We start from the raw sequence: 20,299 nt of genomic DNA on the forward strand, positions 1-20,299 counted from the left end.
TAACCGTACAACAGGTAAACAAATTGTTCAAGCAGCTGACATTTCACCGGCCGGGCAATGCCAGTCCAATGAACAAAAACGCAGCGCTGCTTTCAGGCTGCGGGTTTCGATGCATATAAAAAAACAAACCCGCCGGCATTAATGCAGCCCGGCCGCCGTAACGGGGCACACCCGTTTTAGGCCCGTGGCTTTGCGCTCCTCCCCTTTCGGAAAGGTTGCCTTTGGATTTGCCTTGTTTTTAGAGTATAGCAGAGAAAAAACCATTGAGCAAGGACTAATTGCTTAAATTTTCTTTAAAAACTTCTTAAATGACTTTTAACGGTTTTTAGGTATAGCAGGCGGCGTGGACCGGGCCTCCCGGTAAATGCCGGGATGTAGCTCACGCGGAAAGCGTAAGACATGCGCTTTAGCAGGCAGCATTCCGATGACATGAGAAACCTTAGCGGAGAAGCCTCCGGGCTCGTCCCGGAGGAGGTTCACAGCAGGCGAAGCACTTTCGCTTCGTATAGCTGTACGCCTTACAGCATGCGCAGCAATCCTTCCGGATCGCCGGCCCGGCCGAGCGCCTCCTCCCGGCTGATCAGCCCGGCGCGGTAGAGGTTGCGCAGGGACATTTCCATGCTCTGCATGCCGAACCTGGCGCCGCTCTGGATCTGGGAAGGAATCTGGAAGGTTTTGCTCTCCCGGATCAAATTGCGCACGGCCGGGGTGGCCACCATCACTTCCACCGCAATCACCCGGCCAGCGCCGTCCTGCCGGGGGAGCAACTGCTGGGAGACCACTCCCTGGATGGTATTGGCCAGCTGCACCCGGATCTGCTCCTGCTGGTGGGGCGGGAAAACGTCGATGATGCGGTCGATGGTCTGGGCGGCGCTGCTGGTGTGCAGCGTGGCCAGCACCAGATGCCCGGTTTCGGCGGCGGTAATCGCACCGGCGATGGTTTCCAGGTCACGCATCTCGCCGATCATGATCACGTCCGGGTCCTCCCGCATGGCCGCGCGCAGCGCGCTGGCGAAGGAGACGGTGTCCTGGCCGATCTCACGCTGGTTGATCAGGCAGTGGCGGTGCCGGTGGGCGAATTCGATCGGGTCTTCAATGGTAATGATGTGCAGCCGGGCTTCGCTGTTCAACAATTCGATCATCGCGGCCAGAGTGGTGGACTTGCCGCTGCCGGTCGGTCCGGTGACCAGCACCAGCCCGCGGGGCAGGCGGGTCAGCCGGGACACCACTTCGGGCAGGCCGAGCCGCGCCAGGGGCGGGATGTCCATTTTCACCGGGCGCACGGCCAGGCCGGTGCTGCCCCGCTGGCGGTAGACATTGATGCGGAAGCGGCCCACGCCGGGGATGGAGAAGGAAAGGTCCGCCTCCCCGCTTGACTGGAATTTTTCCTGTTGCCCCGCATTCATCACCTGCCCCGCCAGTTTGCCGGTGTCCTCCGGCAGCAGGCGCCGCTGCCAGCGGGCCGGAATGCGGCCGTCCAGGGGAGGCTCGCTTACCGGAATCAGCACCCCGTTCATGCGGAACACCGGCACAGTGTTCACCATCAGGTGTACGTCGGAAGCGCCCGTTTCCGTGGCCAGGCGCAGCAGTTCCGCCAATTCCATGTCAGTTTCCTCCCGCATAGGTCACCCGCATCACTTCCCGGGCCGTGGTCAGCCCGCTCAATACCTTGGCCGCGCCGTCCTCCCGCAGGGTGGTCATGCCCTGCGCCGCGGCCAGTTTCTGCAGTTCGTCCGCGCCGGCGCGGGTGGAAATGAGTTGGCGCAGGGGACCGTCCACCACCAGAACTTCCGCGACGGCCACCCGGCCCCGGTAGCCGGTGCGCCCGCAGTAGCCGCACCCTTTGCCGCGGTAGAGAGTAAGGGGCTTTTCCGGCGGAATGCCCAGGAAGGTGCGTTCAATGCTGTCCGGAGCCGGCTGATAGGCCTCCCGGCAGTGGCGGCAGATCAGGCGCACCAGGCGCTGGGCGACCACCCCGAGCAGGGAGGAGGCGACCAGGAAAGGCTCCACGCCCATATCGACCAGCCGCACCACCGCGCCCGCCGCGTCGTTGGTATGCAGGGTGGAAAGCATCAGGTGGCCGGTAGTGGCGGCGCGCACGGCGATCTCCGCCGTTTCCCCGTCCCGGATCTCCCCGACCATGATCACGTCCGGGTCCTGGCGCAGCATCGAGCGCAGGCCGGCAGCGAAAGTGAAGCGCGCCCTGGGCGCCACCTGGCACTGGGTGATGCCGGGCAGCAGGTATTCCACCGGGTCTTCGATGGTGATCAGGTTTTTTTCCGGGGTGTTCAACTGCTCCAGGGCGGCGTAGAGGGTGGTGGTTTTGCCGCTGCCAGTCGGTCCGGTGACCAGCACCATGCCGTGTGTGCCACGCAGCAGGCGTTGGAAGCGCTCCAGATTTTCGCCGGTGAAGCCCAGTTCCTTTATGCCGGTAATCTGCCGGCTGCGGTCCAAAAGACGGATCACCAACTTTTCCCCGAACACGGTGGGCATGGTGGACACCCGCAGGTCGATTTCCCGCTCCCGGTATTTGATCTGGATGCGCCCGTCCTGAGGTAAGCGCTTTTCGGCGATGTTCAACTGGGCCAGGATCTTCAGGCGCGCGGCCAGGGAGGCCCGGGAGCGGCGGGGCAATTGCATGGCCTCCCGCAGCATGCCGTCCACCCGGTAGCGCACACGCACGCTTTCCGGCCCGGGTTCGATGTGAATGTCGCTGGCCTGCTCCTCGATCGCCTGCACGATGATGTTGTTCACCAGCCGCACCACCGGCGCTTCGTCGGCGGCCACCTCGGCCGGCTCCTCCAGTTGCAGGGCTTCTTCCTCGATCACCTGGAATTCCTGAAAGGCCTTCTCCAGCTCGGGCAGTCCGTAATAGCGCTGCAGCGCCGATTCGATCTCCCGCTCGCCGGCTAAAAGGGCGTCGATTTCCAGGCCGGTGACCAGGCGCAGGTCGTCCAGAGCCATCAGGTTGGCCGGATCGGCCATGGCCACCTTCAGGCGGCGCCCCTCCCGGGCCAGCGGGATCACCTTGTAGCGGCGGGCCAGTTGCTCGGGCAGCAGGGCCAGCAACTGGGGATCGGTGACCAGACCGCCGCCCACCTGGGCGATGCCCAACTGGTCCGCCAGGGCACTGGTGATGTCCCGCTCGGTGACGAAGCCCATGCGCACCAGCACGCGACCCAGGCGTTCGCTGCTGCGCCGCTGCCCGGCCAGCGCCTGCTGCAGTTGTTCGCGAGTGATCACGCCGGTTTCCACCAGCAGATCGCCCAGCAGGCGGCGGGGTTTCGGTTGGACGGTGGATGCGGGCATGTTTATTCCCTCAACTTTACCACGCAATTTGTTCCATACTCTGTCAAGGACGGCGGCCGGGGACCGGGCGGCCCGCCACCGGTACCGCTTAAGAAAAGTTAACCACCGGCGGCCGGTCCATTTACTTTGATGATTGCCGGCCTCGCGCCCGCGTGTCGTCAATTAATTATACTGAATCGGAAAAACAGGAAGCAACTGTTTTTTGAATTTTCGAACGGTCACATGAATCCGGCATCATGTGCCGGGAAGGAATATTTTACCACTCATCCGGCGCTTCGTCCATACGTAGCCGGGCTACAATTCCCGGCTTCAAACCTGAGAAATTTCTTATCGCCGCTGTTCCAGCATCCCCCGCACCGCTTCTTCCGGCACGTCCCGGAGAATTTCCACCCGTCCGATCGCCGTGGGCAGCACAAAGGTCAGCCGGCCGGCGATGACCTTTTTGTCGTGACGCATGGAGGCCAGCATCTCCGCCGGGGACAAACCGGCCGGCACGTCCACCGGCAGGCCGGCCCGGACAAGCAGCTTTTTCACCCGGGCGGCGGCGGCTTCCTCCAACCGGCCCAGTTGCACCGCCAGGCGGCAGGCAGCCGCCATGCCCATGGCCACCGCTTCCCCGTGGCGCCAGGCGGTGTAGCCGGTGAGCGCCTCCACGGCGTGGCCCGCAGTGTGTCCGAAGTTGAGAATGGCCCGCCGGCCCTGCTCGGTTTCGTCATCCTGCACCACCTGTGCCTTGATGTGGCAGGAAACAGCCACGGCATGGGCCAGCGCCGCCGGTTCCAGGTTCAGCAGGCGCTCCAGGTTTTCCTCCAACCAGGCTAAGAAGCCGGCGTCGGCAATCACGCCGTATTTGATCACTTCGGCCAGACCGGCGCTGATTTCCCGGGCGTCCAGCGTTTTCAGCACGTCCGGGTCGGCCAGCACCAGCCGGGGCTGGTAAAAGGCGCCGATGATGTTTTTCCCCCGCGGGTGGTTCACGGCCACCTTGCCGCCCACGCTGGAGTCAACCTGGGCCAGCAGGGTGGTGGGCACCTGGATGAAGGGCACGCCGCGCAGGTAGGTGGCGGCCACGAAACCGGCCAGGTCTCCCGTGACGCCACCCCCCAGGGCGACCACCGGGCAGCGCCGGTCCAGCCCCCGGCCGTAAGCCAGATCGTAGAGCTTTTCAGCCGAAGCGAGGCTTTTGTATTCCTCGCCGTCGGGGATTTCCGCCGGCACCACCGCAAAACCGGCGGCGGTCAAAGACGCTTCCGCCGGACCGCCGTGCAAGCGGCGCACAGTGGGGTTGGTCACCAGCAGCACCCGCCGGCCCACGTCCAGGGCGGCCAGGTGCTCCCCCAAACGGGCCAGCAGGCCGGGGGCGATGTGAATGTAATAGCTGCGTTCGGCCAGATTTATGTAAACTTTTTGCATATTGCCTCATGCCACCTGCCTGATATTTTTAGAAACAGCCTCTGCACATAAGGATCTTTAACGTGACACCGGTTTTCCCCGGGCAAAACGGAGCATCAAACAGCGCCGCCCGGCACGCGCACGGCCGCCGGCCGTCTAGCGGTCGCTTGACTGACACCTTTCCTGCAAATACTTGACAATCAGCTCAACCGTTTCTTCCTGTCCATGCCTTCCGGTATCCACGGTGAACTCCGCCACCCCGTAAGCATCCGCACGCGCGGCAAGCATTTCTTTGATCCGGGTCTGGAGATCCCCGGCGCCGTTTAGCAACGGTCGGTCCTTCTTGCGCCGCACCCGGTGAAAAATAATTTCCGGATCGGTAGTCAGGCCGATCAGGATGCCGTTCTGCTTCAGCGTCTCGACATTGGCCGGGGTCAAAACCGCTCCCCCGCCGGTGGCCACCACCAGCCCGGCACGTGCGGCCACTTTTTTCACCACCAGCGCTTCTTCGGAACGGAAGCGGACCTCCCCCTCGCGGGCAAAAAGCTGGGCCACGGTGCGTCCCGTCACCCGCTCAATTTCTTCGTCCGTATCCACAAACTGGCGGCCCAGCCGTGCGGCCAGCCGGCGGCCGACGGCCGACTTGCCGGTGCCCATGAAACCAATCAAAACAATGTTTTTCATCAAAACAACCCTCTTTACCGGATCGCACCGTATTTTCCCTTTTCCGGCCCAAACCGGCCCGGGGAAAAGCACAACAAACAATCATCCGTTTTTCTTTTGCGCCACTTTTATGAAACGCATCCCTCACGACCGCCGACGGCATGACAACAGCAGGCCGTTGGCGGAGCGAGCAAACTTTTGCCAACCGGCCGGTTTCCCCGTCCGGCGCCTTGAAGCCGTCAAACTCCGGGTGGCGTGTACCCGGCTTAACGCCATCCCGCGGAAAATTTTCCGGGCCGGCAATTACTACAGTGTCCTTGACCTTACTTCTGCCCAATACCGCCGCAGGTTGTCCCGCATTTCCGCCAAAGTGTCGCCGCCGAATTTTTCCGCGCAGGCCGCAGCCAGCTCCCAGGCCACCACGGCTTCCCCGACCACACAGGCGGCCGGTACGGCGCAGACGTCCGAGCGCTCTACCGAGGCGGCAAAGGGCTCTTTGGTGATCAGATCCACACTGCGCAGGGGTTTGTATAGCGTGGGGATGGGTTTCATGGCCGCCCGCACCACCAGCGGTTCACCGTTGGCCATGCCGCCCTCCAGCCCGCCGGCGTTGTTGGTGCGGCGGTAAAAACCGCGCCCCGGGGTGTGGAAGATTTCGTCGTGCACCTGTGAACCCGGCCGGGCCGCGGCGGTGAAACCGAGGCCCACCTCCACCCCTTTGATGGCCTGAATGCTCATCAGCGCACCGGCCAACCGGCCGTCCAACCGCCGGTCCCACTGGACGCAACTGCCCAGTCCCGGTGGCAGGCCGTACACCCGGATTTCAAACACGCCGCCCAGGGAATCGCCGGCTTCCCGCGCCCGGTCGATTTCCCGCATCATCGCTTCCCCGGCAGCGGGATGGACGCAGAAGACGGGCGAGGCGGCAATGATTTCACGCCAGTGATTTATAGCGGCGGTATCCGGTTGGTCGAGTGGAGCGACCGGGGAAACGTCACCGGACTGTGCGGAGCGGTATTCAACAGCACCGCAAACAAGCGCTTCGCCGCCCGGCGGCGCCGGTTTTCCGCCTGTGTCGCCCGGACCGTTTTCGCCGGCCACGATTTCCCGCGGCTTGCCGTCCGGACCGCCGGCATCCGGTAACGTGAGGCCGTCGAGAGGGGACGGGATATCATCCGGCACCGCCGCGGCGCCGATGCGCACCACGTGCCCGAGCACCTCCACACCCAGTTCCGCCAGCAGACGCCCGGCCAGCGCACCCACGGCCACCCGGGCAGCGGTTTCCCGGGCGCTGGAGCGTTCCAGCACGTTGCGCATGTCCCGGTGACCGTATTTCAACGCCCCGGGCAGGTCGGCATGCCCCGGCCGGGGGCGGGTGACCAGCCGCTGATCCAGACGCGCGTCCTCACCAGCACTCATGATTTCCTGCCAGTTGGCCCAATCCCGGTTTTCAATCTGCAATGCCACCGGACTGCCCATGGTTAAACCGCCCCGCACCCCGGCCAGAAAACGCACCCGGTCACGCTCAATCTGCATGCGTCCGCCGCGGCCGTAGCCGCCCTGGCGCCGGGCCAGTTGCTGGTTTACATAATCCACAGCAACCGGCAGGCCAGCCGGCAATCCTTCAACTATGGCTGTCAGCGCCGGACCGTGGGATTCGCCGGCGGTAAGGAATCGCAACAAAAAAACCCATCCTCTCCAAAAAACCATTTACCGGGGTATGGAACAACTGTATTCAGGCTACAACTTTACCGGCAGCGCCCGGCGCATCACATCCAGCGGGGCGGCACGCCCCGTCCACAGTTCGAAGGCCAGCGCCCCCTGGTAGAGCAACATGCCCAGGCCGTTATACACCCGCGTCCCAGCGGCGGCCGCCCGGGTCAGAAAAACCGTGCGCGGCGGGTTGTAAACCAGGTCCACCACCACCTGGCCGGGACGCAGAAGATCGAAAGGAAAAGGCGGGCAGGTATCCTGCCGTGTATGCATGCCAAGGGGCGTGGTGTGCACGATTAAATCCGCATCCCGGACGAACCGGGAAAAGCCCGCGGTCCGCGAAGTCCCAGGTGCGGCCAATGATTTTCCGCCGCCCGCCGCCCGTTCGGCGACGCGTACGCAGACGTCATGCGCCACCCCGGACACGGCCGGCACCGTCCCGGCATCCGGTAGCCGGGCGGCGGGCGCATCACCGGCGATACCGGCAAGTATTCCACCCGTGTCATGAGTGGCGGCAGGCACTCCGGCCATTGATTTTTCCGGCGCAAACGGTGATTTTGACCTTCCGGCGGCATCAAAGCCCCGGCCCGGACCGGAAGGCCCGGGCCGGGCGCCCGGCTCGAAGTTTTCCGGCCAGCCTGTAAAATCCGCCCGCGCGGCGGTGTGCCCGTTCAACAGTGCGGCCAGGGCGGCCGCCCGGCTCACTGTCCGGTTGGCCACCAGCACACTTGCCGCCCCGGCCAGGGCGAGATGCACAGCCACCGCCCGGGCCGCCCCGCCGGCGCCCAGGATGAGCGCCGTTTTGCCGCCCGGGTCGAAACCCGCTTCTTCCGCCAGCGCCCGGACGAAACCGGACCCGTCGGTATTATGCCCCTTCAGCCGCCCGTCCCGGTGCACTATGGTGTTCACCGCCCCGGCCAGACGGGCGCCCGGCGTCAGGTCGTCCAGCAGGGACGGCACATTTTCCTTGTGCGGCACGGTAACGTTGACGCCGGCCAGGTCCAGTGCACGCACCGCCGCCACCGCCGCCGGCAGTTGCTCCGGGGATACGGGAAAGGCGGCGTAGACATAATCCAGCCCGAGGGCGGCAAAAGCGGCATTATGCATGACCGGCGAAAAGGAATGCGCCACCGGAAAGCCGAACAGCCCGCACACCCGGGTACTTCCACTGATTGACGGTAACACATAAATCCCCACCCTGAGACATGAAATATCATATGAGATATCCTACCAGTAAGATCGCTTTTTCAACCGGGACAAAACAAATTTTTCCATCCGCCGGTTGAACAGGCGGGTGGCCCAGAACTCCCGTCCGGGCAGGGGGGAAACCAGGACGGTGTACAGGCCCAGCCGGTTGCCGCCCAGTATGTCCGTAAATATCTGGTCGCCGATAATGGCCGTCTCATGCGGTCCGGTACCCATCAGTTCCATGGCCCGGCGAAAAGGCCGTTTTAAAGGTTTGATCGCATGGCAAACGGCCGGCACGGCCAGGGCATCGGCCACAAGCCGCACCCGCTGTGTGTTGTTGTTGGAAACAATGCATATCTTGAACCCGTGTTGTTTCAGTTTTTCCAGCCAGGCGGTAATTTCCCTCGGACAGCGGGACACATCCCGGGGAACAATGGTATTGTCCAGATCAAAAAGAATCCCCCGGATTCCCCGCCGGAGCAGATCATCCGGATCGACGTCAAACAAACTGGATACATATTGTTTCGGGTAAAGCAGCGCCAAAATAGATCATCCCATTTCATAAACACCCTGCCGGCGGTTAATTTCTCCCGCACTCCCTGCCGGCGGGCAGGTAAGAGCCGGCCCGCTGCAAATCCGCCGGAGTATTGATGTTCAAGAAGACCCGTTCCGCATCGATACCGGGCGGAAAATCCGCTCGGTCAATATATTTTATCCGCACCATCGGGAAAAAGTCCACCACCCGGCACCGCCGGCCGCTGCGCAGCAAATTTTCGACCGGCGCCAGGCATTCCCGGCTGTAAACAGCAAACAACGGCTCCAGGCAGCCGCCGGAGCGCGCAATCACCACATCACTGCCCGGCGCCAGGGCGGCCATATGGCGGGCCAACCGGGCGTCGGCCAGCGGCAAATCACAGGCGGCAACAAAGATGTACGGCGTTTTTGCGTGGAGCAGTCCGGCATGAATGCCGGAAAGCGGCCCCCGGCCGGGATAAACGTCGCTCACCATGGGCAGGCCGAGACAGCGGTAATCGTCAAAATTGTTGACCACCAGCATGACCCGGCCGAACGCATTTTGCAGGGCGCACACCACCCGTTCAATCAGCCGGCGCCCGGCCAACTTCAGCAGCGCCTTGTTTGCGCCCATCCGGCTGCTGTTTCCGCCGGCCAGGACAACACCGGTCACCGCCGGCCGGCCGGACGGATCAATATCTTGTTTTGCCTGCCGCTCAATCATCCGGTTCCCCCAGGTAATGCCGGACCAACTGCAACACCTGCCGGTAATTATGGACCAGATTGTTCCCCGGCGGCGGTGTGCGCCGGATTACCACCACCGGCAGTTTCAGGCCCAAAGCAGCCCGGATTTTGGCATCGGTGCTGCCGCCGCTTTCCCGGGTGACCACCACTTCCGCCCGGTAGGCCTGGAACATCGCCCGGTTGAACCGGGCGGAAAACGGCCCCTGCAGGGCCACTATGTCCCGGGGCAGCAGTCCGAGCTCATCGCATTTTTTGATGATCCGGTGCTCCGGCAGCACTCTGACCACCAACCGCTTGCCCCGCATGGCCTTTGAGCGGACAAAAACCTCCAGGTTGTTGCTGCCGGTGGTTAAAAACACCGTGTTCCCCAGGCCGGCCGCCACCTCCACCGCCTCTTCCCAACTATCCACCACATGTACCTGCGGATCCACGGGGAGACTGGTTTCCTTACGCTCATAGCGAATAAAAGGCAGTTTCAGACGGTTGCTGGCTTCCCGGGCCATCTGGGACAGCAACCCCGGAGAAGGATGAGTGGCGTCCAGCACCAGTGTGATCCCCTTTTTTTTCAAGGCCGAAACCATTTCCCCGGTGTCCGCCGGAGCAGGCAAAACCTCCACCGCCCCGCCCATGCCGGCCAAAGTGCCGCCATAAGCGGTGCGGGCGGTGGCCATAACACGGTAGCCATGGGCGCTGAGCAATGAAATCAACTCCCGGGCCTCTCTGGTCCCGTACAGTACTAATAGCATTCCCTCACCTGTCGTTTTCCTTACTTCAAACCGTTAAAGCACATATTCCGGGAAACCGGCCGGCTTCCCGGCTTCAAACAACGCGGAAGTGTTTATTATGTTCGATGATCCGCTCGGAAATTCCTTCTGTAAAATTGAAATCCGGCTTGTAATTGTACCTTTCCTCAACCGTTTTCGTCATCCTTCCGGGACAGGCACGGCCGGGAAGGCCGCACCATATTATTTAACAGCCTGCACGGGGAGGGATGGGGATGTTGCCCGGTTTGTGGGCGCTGTTGGTGTTATCCCTGGCCAATGGGTTGTTGCTGCTGGTTTCCTACATCGCCAGCAACACCTTTCCACAACCGCTGACCGAAGAAGAGGAGGCCGCCTATTTAAAATTACTGCGGCAGGGCAATGACGGAGCGCGCCGGATATTGACCGAACGCAACCTGCGGCTGGTCGCCCATATCGTCAAAAAGTTCGAGCACACGAGTGAAGAAACTGACGACTTGATTTCCATCGGCACAATCGGCCTGATCAAGGCGATCAATACCTTCAACCCGGAAAAAGGCACCCGTCTGGCCACTTACGCCGCCCGCTGCATTGAAAACGAAATCCTGATGCATTTACGCTCGCTAAAAAAATGCCAGGCGGAGGTTTCGCTGTACGATCCAATCGGTGTTGACCGCGAAGGCAACGAAATTACATTGATCGATGTGCTGGGCACGCACCCGGAAATAGTTTCGGAAACGGTGGAGGAATACTTCGAGCAAAGACGGCTGATGCACAAGGTGGGCGGTTTGAACCGGCAGGAAAGGGAAGTGCTTGCCCTGCGCTTCGGCCTGGGCAAAAACACCCGCCGCACCCAGCGGGAAATCGCCCGCCTGCTGGGCATTTCCCGCTCCTATGTATCGCGCATCGAAAAAAGAGCGATCAGCAAACTGTTCCGGGAGTTGAAAGGCAACAATTGACCGTTTCCCCGCGCCGCCGCGCCGGAAAAGCGGCCCGGTGCCGGGCGCCCCTTCCGCTACAACACAAGCTCGACCCGATGGACCCGTCCGTCGCCGGACAATTCCACATACGGACCCTCCCGCCTGTCCGCATCCGTCAGCACCACTTCCCGCCCGTCAATTTTTAACGCAGTCGCGCCGCCGGACCGGTGCGACGGGTTTTTGACGGTAATCAGGTATTGCGTGCCGCCAAACCGGTAGCGTACGGAATACTCCGGCCATTCGCCGGGAATGCACGGGCGGATGTACAGCCGTGCTCCCCGGCGGCGCAGACCGAGGATCCACTCCACCCCGGCCTGATACATCCAGCCCGCGGCGCCGGTATACCACGTCCAACCGGCGCGCCCCCGGTGCGGTTCCGCCGTGCAAACATCCGCCGCCATGACATAGGGTTCGCCGCCGTACTGCCGCACTTCACCGGCTGTGCGCGTGTGGTTCAGCGGGTTTAAAAGCTCGAACAGTTCAAAGGCCTTGTCGCCGTTGCCCAACCGGCACCAGGCGATAATGCTCCAGATCACCCCGTGCGTGTACTGACCGCCGTTCTCCCGGATGCCGGGCGGGTAGCCCTGGATATAGCCGGGACTGGGCTCCGTCTGTTCGAAAGGCGGGGCTAAAAGGCGCGCCACGGAAAGATCCCGGTCCACCAGTTCGCGGTCGAAAGACAACATCGCCTGCACCGCCTTTTCCTGCGGCGCCGCGCCGGAAATGACCGCCCAGGACTGGGCGATGGCATCAATCCGGCATTCTCCGTTGTTCACCGAACCCAGCCAATAGCCGGCATCGGTGAAGGCCCGCCGGTACCACCGCCCGTCCCAGGCGTACCGGTCAAGCGCCGGGGCTAGTTGTACGCTTCTGTCCCGGTAGCGCCGGGCGCGCTGTTCATCGCCGCGCTGCCGGCACAAACCGGTGAAGCGGTTGAGCACGTCGTATAAAAACCAGCCCAGCCATACACTCTCCCCGCGCCCTTTTACTCCGGCATTGCTCATCCCGTCGTTCCAGTCGCCGCTTCCGATCAGCGGCAGGCCGTGTTCACCAAAGCGCTCCAGGACACGGTCGACGGCGCGCAGGCAGTGCTCGTACAGCGTGCCGCCGCCCGTGCTTTGCGCCTGCTCGTACCGTTCTTCCTCCCCGTCCGCCAGGGGCTCGCTGTGCAGGTACGGCACCGTCTCGTCCAGTATGCCGGCGTCTCCCGTGTGCTCGATGTACCGGGCCACGGTATACGGCAGCCAGAGCAAATCATCGGAAAAAAGCGTCCGGATGCCGCGCCCCGTCTCTTCATGCCACCAGTGCTGCACGTCCCCTTCTTCATATTGATGCGCGGCATGCAGTAAAATCTGCGCCCGGGCCAAACCGGGACGGCAGTGCAACAAGGCCAGGACGTCCTGCAGTTGATCGCGAAAGCCGTAAGCGCCTCCCGCCTGGTAAAAGCCGGCCCGCGCCCATATCCGGCAGGCCAGGGCCTGGTAAAGCAGCCAGCCGTTCAGCAACAAATCCAGCCCGGGACTGGGGGTGGATACCGTGAGCTGTCCCAAAACGCCGTCCCAAAATTGGCGCACCAGCACCAATTCCCGCGCGCAAACACCGGTTTGACTGTACTTTTGCGCCAGTTTTATTGCTTCCTCCCGGGAAGTGGTGCAGCCGAGCAGGATGCATACCGTCCGGCCGGCCCCCGGCTCCAGGATGAATTTGCCCTGCACCGCGCCACAGGTGTTATACAAAACCCCGGTCTGACCGGACAGGCGCTCCCGGCCCAGCGCCGCCGGACTTTCCAGTGTACCGTTGCGGCCGATGAATTCGCTGCGGTCCGCTGTCCAGGACAGATCACAATCCATCCCGGCGGGATCCTCTTTTTCCGCTTCCGCCGCATCCGGAGAAGCGGCCGGTGTTTGCGGCCCGGCATAAAGACCCAAAAAGGCCGTCGCCTCACGAAAAGTCTCCTGATAGACATTGCGCGCCAGCATGATCCGGGCCGTCCGCTCCCACTCCGTAACGATGAAAGGGGCGTTTTCCGGCCGCTGCACACCAAGCACCCATTCCACATAATAGGCGGCCGACAGGTGCCGCCGCACGCCGCTCCTGTTCCACAACCGCAGTTCGATCACTTTGACCGGATCATCAAGCGGTACAAAGACAGTCATTTCCAGCCCGACACCGTGCCTTTCGTGTTGAAAACGCGTATACCCCCGGCCGTGGACAATCGTGCAGGAACCGTCCACCGGCGCGCCATACGGTGCCGCCGTCCACACTTCGCCGCTTTCTTCGTCCCGCAGGTAACACACTTCCCCCGGCGGGTCGAGCACCGGATCGTTGGACCACGGGGTCAATTTGCACTCCCGGCTATTGCGCCACCAGGTGTAGCCGGTGCCGAGTTCGGAGACCAGGCAGCCGAATTGTGGATTGGCAATTACATTGATCCACGGCGCCGGCGGACAACTGCCGTTTTTTATGATCATCCGGTATTCCCGGCCATCCGGTGCAAAGCCTCCCCGCCCGTTAAAATACAGCAACCCGGCCGGACCTGCCGGCACCGGGGCGGCAAAACGGTTGGCAGGTGCCGCCGGCGTCAGGGTGGCGGGCAGGGTGCGCTTATGCCGGGACAGGGCGGTCTGCGCCCGGAGGCTGGGGCCGTCCGCCCGCAGCACGACGCGGGCTGCGGAAAACAGCAGTGTCCGGTCCTCCGCCGGCAGTTCGGCGGCGTTGATGATGAAAACACCGCCGGATACGGCTTCATGCCGTTCAAGCACCTGTTCCACCGCCCGGCGCAGCGCTTCCTGCAAATCCTGCTGGTAGCCGCCCGCCGATTCGTTCAGGACGGCCAAATCAAAAGACAGGCCCAGGCGGCGCAAATATTCATATCCGGTCAGCAGTTTGACGACAAACGGCAGGTAGATCCGGTCCGCAATGCGCACCAGGACAACCGGCACGTCCCCGGAAATGCAGTGTGCCCAGAGGCCGGACTGCCCCCTGGTATTGGCCGCCATGTACTGCCGCCGTTCACGCCCCGGTAAAGGGGTGTAAAGCACCCGGCCGGCCAGGGCCTGAAAGGACATCGCTTCGCCGGCGGTCAGGCGCAGATGCTGCAGTTCGATTTGACTGCGGTTCCAGGCCATTTGAAAGGTTCGTTCCACCGCCGCCTTCCCCTGGAAACGGCCGGCAATTTCCACCGCCTCTTCTTTCGTTTCCGCCACCGCAGTGACAGCAAACAACTCTACCTGCCCCTCCGGTTCGATGACAAGCCGCCGGCGCATGACCAGGGCGGGGTCGACTACGGAACCCGCTGTTCCGCGCAGACGGCAATCAATTCCCTGCGGCCGGAAAAGTTTATGACCCCGGCCGATAAAGGCGGCCCGGTCGGTTTCATATTCCACCGCGCCGGGTGCTTGTGCATTGGTCATAAGCACATGTGCCAGCCATAAAGACCGCTCGTCCGCCCGGCGCGGCCGGCGTCCGGCCAGCAGGCAGCCGGCCTCCGCCGCGTATTCCGTTTTGATGAAGAGTTTGCTGAAGGCCGGGTGCGCTTCATCGGCGGCAACAGATGTCAGCACCGGTTCAAGATAGGTGGTCACCTCGATCACCTGCGCTTCATTGCCGGTGTTGGTCAGGGTCAACCGGCGGATTTCGGCGTTCCATTCCGGAGATACGCAGATCTCAAGGTCCGTCTTTATGTCGTCGTGCACGCACATAAAGCAGGCCCGGTCAAGGGAAAATTGCACCCTCTGTTCGGACGGCGAAACACGGCAGGGCTGAAAGGACGGCGACCAGACCAGGTTGCGGGAAACATCGCGGATATAGATATAGCTCCCCCAATTGTCCAGCACCGGATCCTCCCGCCAGCGTGTAACGGCCAGACCCGCATAAAGGCAAAACCCGCTGCCGCTGTTGGTGACCACACTTGTAAAAGTTCCGTTGGAAAGGACGCAAACCTCGGGGGCCGGCGTGTCCACGGGATGCTCCCGCCAGGCGCCGCCTGCCGCCGGCCCGCCGCCGGCCGGACGTACACGGGCGGCGGCGGGGTGCTTGATTATTTTCGGCCGCGCGGGAATGCGTTCCTGTAGCAGCAGTTCCGCCGCCCTGACGCGCTTGTCACGGTGAAAGCGCCCGTATATTTTTTCCGGCGCCAACAGGTTGGCCAGGGCGAGCAGGCTCATACCCTGATGATGGGCCATAAAGCTGCGCACCACCACGCTGTTGCGGCCTTCCGGCAACCGCTCCGGCGTGAAATCAATGGCTTCATAGTAGCCGTATTTGCCCTCCGCGCCATACTCCTTCATTTTGCGCAAACCGGCCAGCGCCCGTTCTCCGGCAAACGGCAGGACCAGCATGGTCGCGTAGGGCGCCACAACCAGATCCTGCTCGAGGCCGCGTTTGAAACCGAGGCCTGGTACACCGAAGGCGCGGTATTGATAGTTCATGCGGTGATCGAAGGCATAGTAGCCGGATTCGGAAATGCCGAACGGAACGCCCCGCTGACGCGCATATTCGATCTGCCGCCTGATCACTGCGCGGCAAGTGCTGGCCCAGACGCTATTCCGGTAAATACGCATGAACAGAGGCGGCATCAAGTATTCAAACATGGTTCCGGCCCAGGATAGCAGCGCAACCCGCCGCCCCACCGCGGTCATGGTCCGCCCGAGCACATACCAGTGCGCCACGGGCACCTGGCCGAAGGCGATGGCAATATAGCTGGCCAGCCTGGCCTCCGAGGCCATCAGGTCATACAGGACTTGATCCGGTTCGCGCCGCCCGGCAAGATAACCAAGATGAAACAGCCTGGTCTTACGGTCATAAAGCGGCCGGAAGTCCGTCCCGTCGATCAGCGTCTCCAGGCGGGCAAGCAGATTGCGCCCGCGAGCCGGCCAATCCTCCCCGGGGCCGGCAGGCGACAGCTCTTCGGCAAAAGCCACCTGCAGGGATGCCGCCCGCCCTTCGCCGGGCCGGTCCGGAACCGCCCGCCCGTCCCTATCGCCGTCCTTTTGCAGCCACTCCGCCAATCCCTCTTTGACTGTGATCAGACAGCCGGTGAAGTTGCCGGAGTCCACCGTGGAAACGTACAGCGGAGGCAGAGGTTTGAGCGTGACCGTATCATACCAGTTATACAGGTGGCCGTGCCACTTATCCAAACGCTCCAGTGTACCAACCGTGCGCTCCAAGCGATCAACCAGTCCGGGCGTGCCGATGAAGCCCAGATCCCGTGCCGCCAGCGCGCCGGCCAAATACAGTCCGATATTGGTGGGCGAAGTACGGTGGGCGACGCCGTTGGGGGGATCAATTTGCACATTGTCCGGCGGCAGCCAGTGGTCCGTTTCAGTTACATGGTCTTCAAAGAAGGCCCAAATCCGCTCCGCCAGCCTGCGCAGTTCCTCCTGATCAGCCGCCGGCAGCGGGCGCCCCGGCGGATGCAAGGGCCGGTCCAGCCATCGCACCACCAGCGGCGCGGCGGCCCAAACCACACAAAGCGCCAAAGCGGTCAGCCGCAACCCCGGAACGGAAACGGCCATTGCCGCCGCCGCAAAGGCAAGCACCAGCGTAAAACCGCCGTATATACCGTGCAAGGCGGTGTGGCGCCCGCCCCGGCTGCGGCGCTCGACTTCCGCGGCGCTGACCCACTCGAGCAAATGGCGTTTTGATACCAGTAAGCGGTACAGCGTTCTGGCGATGGCGTCCAGCAGCAGAGCGCTTTGAAACGGCAGGATGATTATGTTCAGGCAAACCTGCCCGGCTGTGGCCGGCAAGCCTCTCAGCCACCGCATTGTCCGCTTGATGGCCGCCAGCTGGCGGATCAAGGGCAAAAACAAGGTGGCGGACACCAGTGCAAGCCAGCGCCCGGGCAAACCGGGCAGGACGGTCAGCCCAAGCAGAAGCACGGTAAACAGCGCCGGAGACAGCAGGCTGCGCCGCAAATTGTCAATCATCTGCCAACGGCTCAAAGGAGACAAATCAACCGGCAACAGCTTTCCCTGCCGGTTGCGCACACGGTGCAACAGCCAGGGAAGCAACTGCCAGTCACCGCGCACCCAGCGGTGCATCCGCTTCTGGTAGGCACTGAAGGTGGACGGGTGCCCGTCGATTAATTCGATGTCCGAGAGCAGGCCGGCGCGCAAAAACCCACCTTCCAGCAGGTCATGGCTGAGCACCCGGTTTTCGGGAATCCGTTCGCACAATATGCGGGCAAAAACATCGACGTCAAAGATGCCCTTTCCCGTGAAGATACCCTGCCCCAGCCAGTCCTGGTAGGGATCCGAGGCGGCGAAAGAATACGGATCAATGCCCGGATCCGCCGACCACAAATAGGCGAACCGTGAACGGACAGCCGCCTCGTAACTGATCCCGATGCGCGGCTGCAGCACCCCGTAGCCCTCGACAACCCGCGTCTGCGTACGGTTCAAGCGCGGCCGGTTGTAAGGCAGGTGCAATGTGCCGATCATCCGCGGCGCGCTTTCCAGCGGCAGCTGCGTATCCGCATCCAGTGTGATCACGTAACGGATGCCCGGCAGGACGGAACTGTCGCCAACCACACAATCGAAAGTGGTATCAGTGCGTCCCTTGAGCAGTTCGACCAGTTCCACCAGCGCGCCCCGCTTGCGTTCCCAGCCCATCCAGACCCCCTCGGCGGAGTTCCAGATCCGCCGGCGCTGAAAGAGATGAAATGTACTCCCGCCCGGCCGGGAATAGCGGCAGTTCAAATCCCCGATGCCCGCCCGCGCGGCTTCCAGCACGGCGGCGTCCGCCGGCACCTTCTCCGCCGCCGCGTCAACCAGATCCCCGAGCAGGGCAAAGTGGATGTGCGGGTCGCGGTTGGCCAGGTAATGCATCTCCAGCCGGTCCGTGAGTTCACGCACCTCTTTGACTGTGGACCAGATCACGGGAATAACGACCATGGTGGACGCTTCCGGCGGCACGCCGCGCGAAAAATCATAGCGTAACAGCGGATGCGGGCGCCTGCCCGTCTCAATAAGCCAATGTGCGGCCGTAACGGCCCACTCGCTGGCGGGCAGGAAGAGGGCGAGCAAAATCACCACCCACTGCACGGGCGTGTAACTTGCGTTCCCGGCAATCCAGACGGCGAACCCGGTCAGGGCGGCCACGAACAACGCGGTGAGGGCGGTGAAGTAGACGCCGCCGGCGCGGCGCAAAATTCCCGTTTCCGGCAGGCAACGGAAGGGACCGCACATTTTCAACGCGCGCCGCAGCTCACGGACGCCGTCCGGTTCAAGCAGGTAGTAGGCGGCAAACGCCCGGCGCGGCAGTTCCGCTTGCTCCGCCGGACTGCCGGCGACACCGGTCACCGGCGGTCCGGCGGGATTACTGTCCTCCCCGTCCGCCTGCACCGGCCCGGCGGTACTGCCGGCGTCCCCTTCGGCCGCCGGCGTACGCTCCGCCTGCGCCCGCACGTGTGCCACGGCGGCCGTAGCTTGCTCAACGGAATCGCTGGCGTCCCCTCCGGTTGTCTGTACCTGCCCCGCCGGACTGCCGTCGACATCAGACGCTTGCATCCGCCCGGCAGGATTGCCGCCGCCCCCGGCCGCCTGCGCCTGCCCGGCAGTACTGTCGGCAGTTCCGGCCGCCGGCGTACGCTCCGCCTGATTGCCACTGCCCCCGGCCGCCTGCGCACTCTCCGCCGGACTGCCGCCGTGATCAGCCGCCGGCGTACGCTCCGCCTGCGCCTGGCCGTGTACCACGGCGGCCAGTTCGACAGCCTGCTGTGCCACCAGGTTTTCCGGCACACCCAGGCGGCGGGCCAACTGCTCAACGCGCCTGCGCAGCACATCACGGCTGGAAAAGTCGAGCCGCGGGTAAACACCGGTACTTTCCGTGCGCAGTGTGTGCTCCACCCGGCAAATCTGTTCGAACCGGTCGCGCCAGTGCAAACGCGATAGTTTGCGCAGGCTGCCGATCAGATTGCCCGTGGTCACCTGATAAGCGGCCTGCAGCTGATATTCGTAGGAAATGATGCGATCCAGGCTGTCCGGGCCGTTTTCCAGTTTGCAGAGCAGCCATTCGCGCACGGTGGCCGTATCGTCCGCCCGCTCGCGCAAATGCCGGATCAACTGGACGATCAGCGGTCCGGAAAGCGGGATGTTTTGGCCGGCCGATTCGAGGGCGGCCTTTAAGACATCCGGGGTCAACTGCGCCGGCCCGATCCGGGCCAGCAGCCGCTCGACCAGCAAACAGGCTTCCCGCCGCTCGCGGACCAACTCCATTACCGCGGCCAGGCGGCGGATCAAGGCGATGCGCAGCACCAGCGGCACCGCCCAGCCCTCGGCAATGGTCAAAACTGCCACTTCCTGGTAGGAGTTGAGGTAGGCAACGAGTGAATCCTCATCCAGATTCCCGTCCACATGTTCGAGATAGCTGGTACAGACGGACAGCACTCTCGTCTCGCCGGTCCGGCGCAAGCAGGGCAACGCCTTTAACAATTCCACGGACAGTTCGTGCCGGATGGCCGATACCTGTTCTTCAATGAATTCGGCATGATCCAAAAGCCATTCTTCCGCGGGCTGCGCGCAAGCCGTCCGGCCGTCCTGCAGTGAGTGTATAAAAGTGCGCAAATTCTTGACGTCGGCGTAAAGCTCGCGCCACAAACGCCCGGCTGACCGGCGCTTCAGGTAAGGCTCATGGATGAGGGCAAGTTCATGTGCTTTTTGTCGTAGTTGATCTGTATTTAGAATCATGTTATCTCCTTGGGGTTTGCTGCCGCGTAATGCCGTGAAAACGGAAACAGTTAAAATATTCCCCTTTCGGGGAGCATTTATTAGTGGAGCCGCTTCAGCCGCCGGAACGGTAACCCGCATACCTTTCTTTGCACCGCTGCACATATATACACACACGCATCATGCACCGGCTCCGGCAGGTCTTTTCACCCGTGAAAAAACCGCGTGACGATGAGCACGCGGTTTTTCCCGGGCTGCAAACTACTGGCTTGACAGCGTTACTTGACCGGAGCGGGTAAAAAAATAGCCGCAGATGCTGCCCTCATCTGCGACCATTCACCGGTTGTGGCAAAAGGCGTTTCATTCATTTCTCCGACACCGCGCAAAT

General features: G+C 62.7%; 11 protein-coding genes and 1 riboswitch. Of the genes, 1 reads left to right on the plus strand and 10 read right to left on the minus strand.

Features of this window, described 5'->3' with window-relative positions; genetic code table 11:
* Window positions 1–139: 139 nt before the first annotated feature.
* A riboswitch (cyclic di-GMP riboswitch) is annotated at window positions 140–230 on the minus strand.
* A gap of 288 nt (window positions 231–518) precedes the next feature.
* The 9 genes from A6M21_RS15525 to cobK all read right to left on the minus strand — a co-directional run bounded on the left by A6M21_RS15525 (window position 519) and on the right by cobK (window position 10,268).
* Window positions 519–1,604, minus strand: a complete 1,086-nt coding sequence (locus A6M21_RS15525; RefSeq protein ID WP_066670763.1) for a type IV pilus twitching motility protein PilT — start codon at window positions 1,602–1,604, stop codon at window positions 519–521.
* Window position 1,605: 1 nt separating this feature from the next.
* Entirely contained in the window at window positions 1,606–3,336 is a 1,731-nt protein-coding gene (locus A6M21_RS15530; RefSeq protein ID WP_345788110.1) for a GspE/PulE family protein, read from the minus strand.
* A 300-nt stretch (window positions 3,337–3,636) separates the two neighbouring features.
* Entirely contained in the window at window positions 3,637–4,722 is a 1,086-nt protein-coding gene (aroB, locus tag A6M21_RS15535; protein ID WP_066670768.1) for a 3-dehydroquinate synthase, read from the minus strand.
* A 135-nt stretch (window positions 4,723–4,857) separates the two neighbouring features.
* Entirely contained in the window at window positions 4,858–5,385 is a 528-nt protein-coding gene (locus tag A6M21_RS15540) for a shikimate kinase (RefSeq protein WP_066670771.1), read from the minus strand.
* A 285-nt stretch (window positions 5,386–5,670) separates the two neighbouring features.
* Entirely contained in the window at window positions 5,671–7,047 is a 1,377-nt protein-coding gene (locus A6M21_RS15545) for a chorismate synthase (RefSeq protein ID WP_066670773.1), read from the minus strand.
* Window positions 7,048–7,104: 57 nt separating this feature from the next.
* A complete protein-coding gene (locus A6M21_RS19175; RefSeq protein WP_242868876.1) occupies window positions 7,105–8,262 on the minus strand; it encodes a shikimate dehydrogenase family protein in 1,158 nt (385 codons plus the stop codon).
* Window positions 8,263–8,304: 42 nt separating this feature from the next.
* The gene (locus A6M21_RS15555; RefSeq protein ID WP_345788111.1) at window positions 8,305–8,808 is read right to left on the minus strand and encodes a YqeG family HAD IIIA-type phosphatase; all 504 of its coding nucleotides are present in this window, start codon (window positions 8,806–8,808) and stop codon (window positions 8,305–8,307) included.
* A gap of 37 nt (window positions 8,809–8,845) precedes the next feature.
* Window positions 8,846–9,502, minus strand: a complete 657-nt coding sequence (gene mobA / locus A6M21_RS15560; protein ID WP_066670777.1) for a molybdenum cofactor guanylyltransferase — start codon at window positions 9,500–9,502, stop codon at window positions 8,846–8,848.
* Window positions 9,495–10,268 carry a precorrin-6A reductase gene (cobK, locus tag A6M21_RS15565; protein WP_066670780.1) on the minus strand — a complete coding sequence of 258 codons (774 nt, stop codon included), beginning with the start codon at window positions 10,266–10,268 and terminating at the stop codon, window positions 9,495–9,497. The genes mobA and cobK overlap by 8 nt, the downstream gene beginning before the upstream one ends.
* 251 nt (window positions 10,269–10,519) lie before the next feature.
* Between cobK and sigK the strand changes: the two genes are divergently transcribed.
* On the plus strand, window positions 10,520–11,221 hold the full coding sequence (sigK, locus tag A6M21_RS15570; protein ID WP_066670783.1) for an RNA polymerase sporulation sigma factor SigK: 702 nt from the start codon (window positions 10,520–10,522) through the stop codon (window positions 11,219–11,221).
* A 56-nt stretch (window positions 11,222–11,277) separates the two neighbouring features.
* Here the strand turns inward: sigK and A6M21_RS15575 are convergent, their stop codons facing one another.
* The gene (locus A6M21_RS15575) at window positions 11,278–19,932 is read right to left on the minus strand and encodes a GH36-type glycosyl hydrolase domain-containing protein (RefSeq protein WP_242868877.1); all 8,655 of its coding nucleotides are present in this window, start codon (window positions 19,930–19,932) and stop codon (window positions 11,278–11,280) included.
* Window positions 19,933–20,299 lie beyond the last annotated feature (367 nt).

Origin of the sequence: Desulfotomaculum copahuensis (assembly GCF_001655685.1) — a bacterium.
GTDB lineage: Bacteria > Bacillota > Desulfotomaculia > Desulfotomaculales > Desulfovirgulaceae > Desulfotomaculum_G > Desulfotomaculum_G copahuensis.

What these genes read in the sequence shown, in the direction of transcription:
- A6M21_RS15525 (WP_066670763.1), bottom strand. Translation starts at nt 1,604, where the DNA reads ATGGAATTGGCGGAACTGCTGCGCCTGGCCACGGAAACGGGCGCTTCC.
- aroB (WP_066670768.1), bottom strand. Translation starts at nt 4,722, where the DNA reads ATGCAAAAAGTTTACATAAATCTGGCCGAACGCAGCTATTACATTCAC.
- A6M21_RS15540 (WP_066670771.1), bottom strand. Translation starts at nt 5,385, where the DNA reads ATGAAAAACATTGTTTTGATTGGTTTCATGGGCACCGGCAAGTCGGCC.
- mobA (WP_066670777.1), bottom strand. Translation starts at nt 9,502, where the DNA reads ATGATTGAGCGGCAGGCAAAACAAGATATTGATCCGTCCGGCCGGCCG.
- cobK (WP_066670780.1), bottom strand. Translation starts at nt 10,268, where the DNA reads ATGCTATTAGTACTGTACGGGACCAGAGAGGCCCGGGAGTTGATTTCA.
- sigK (WP_066670783.1), top strand. Translation starts at nt 10,520, where the DNA reads ATGTTGCCCGGTTTGTGGGCGCTGTTGGTGTTATCCCTGGCCAATGGG.
- A6M21_RS15575 (WP_242868877.1), bottom strand. Translation starts at nt 19,932, where the DNA reads ATGATTCTAAATACAGATCAACTACGACAAAAAGCACATGAACTTGCC.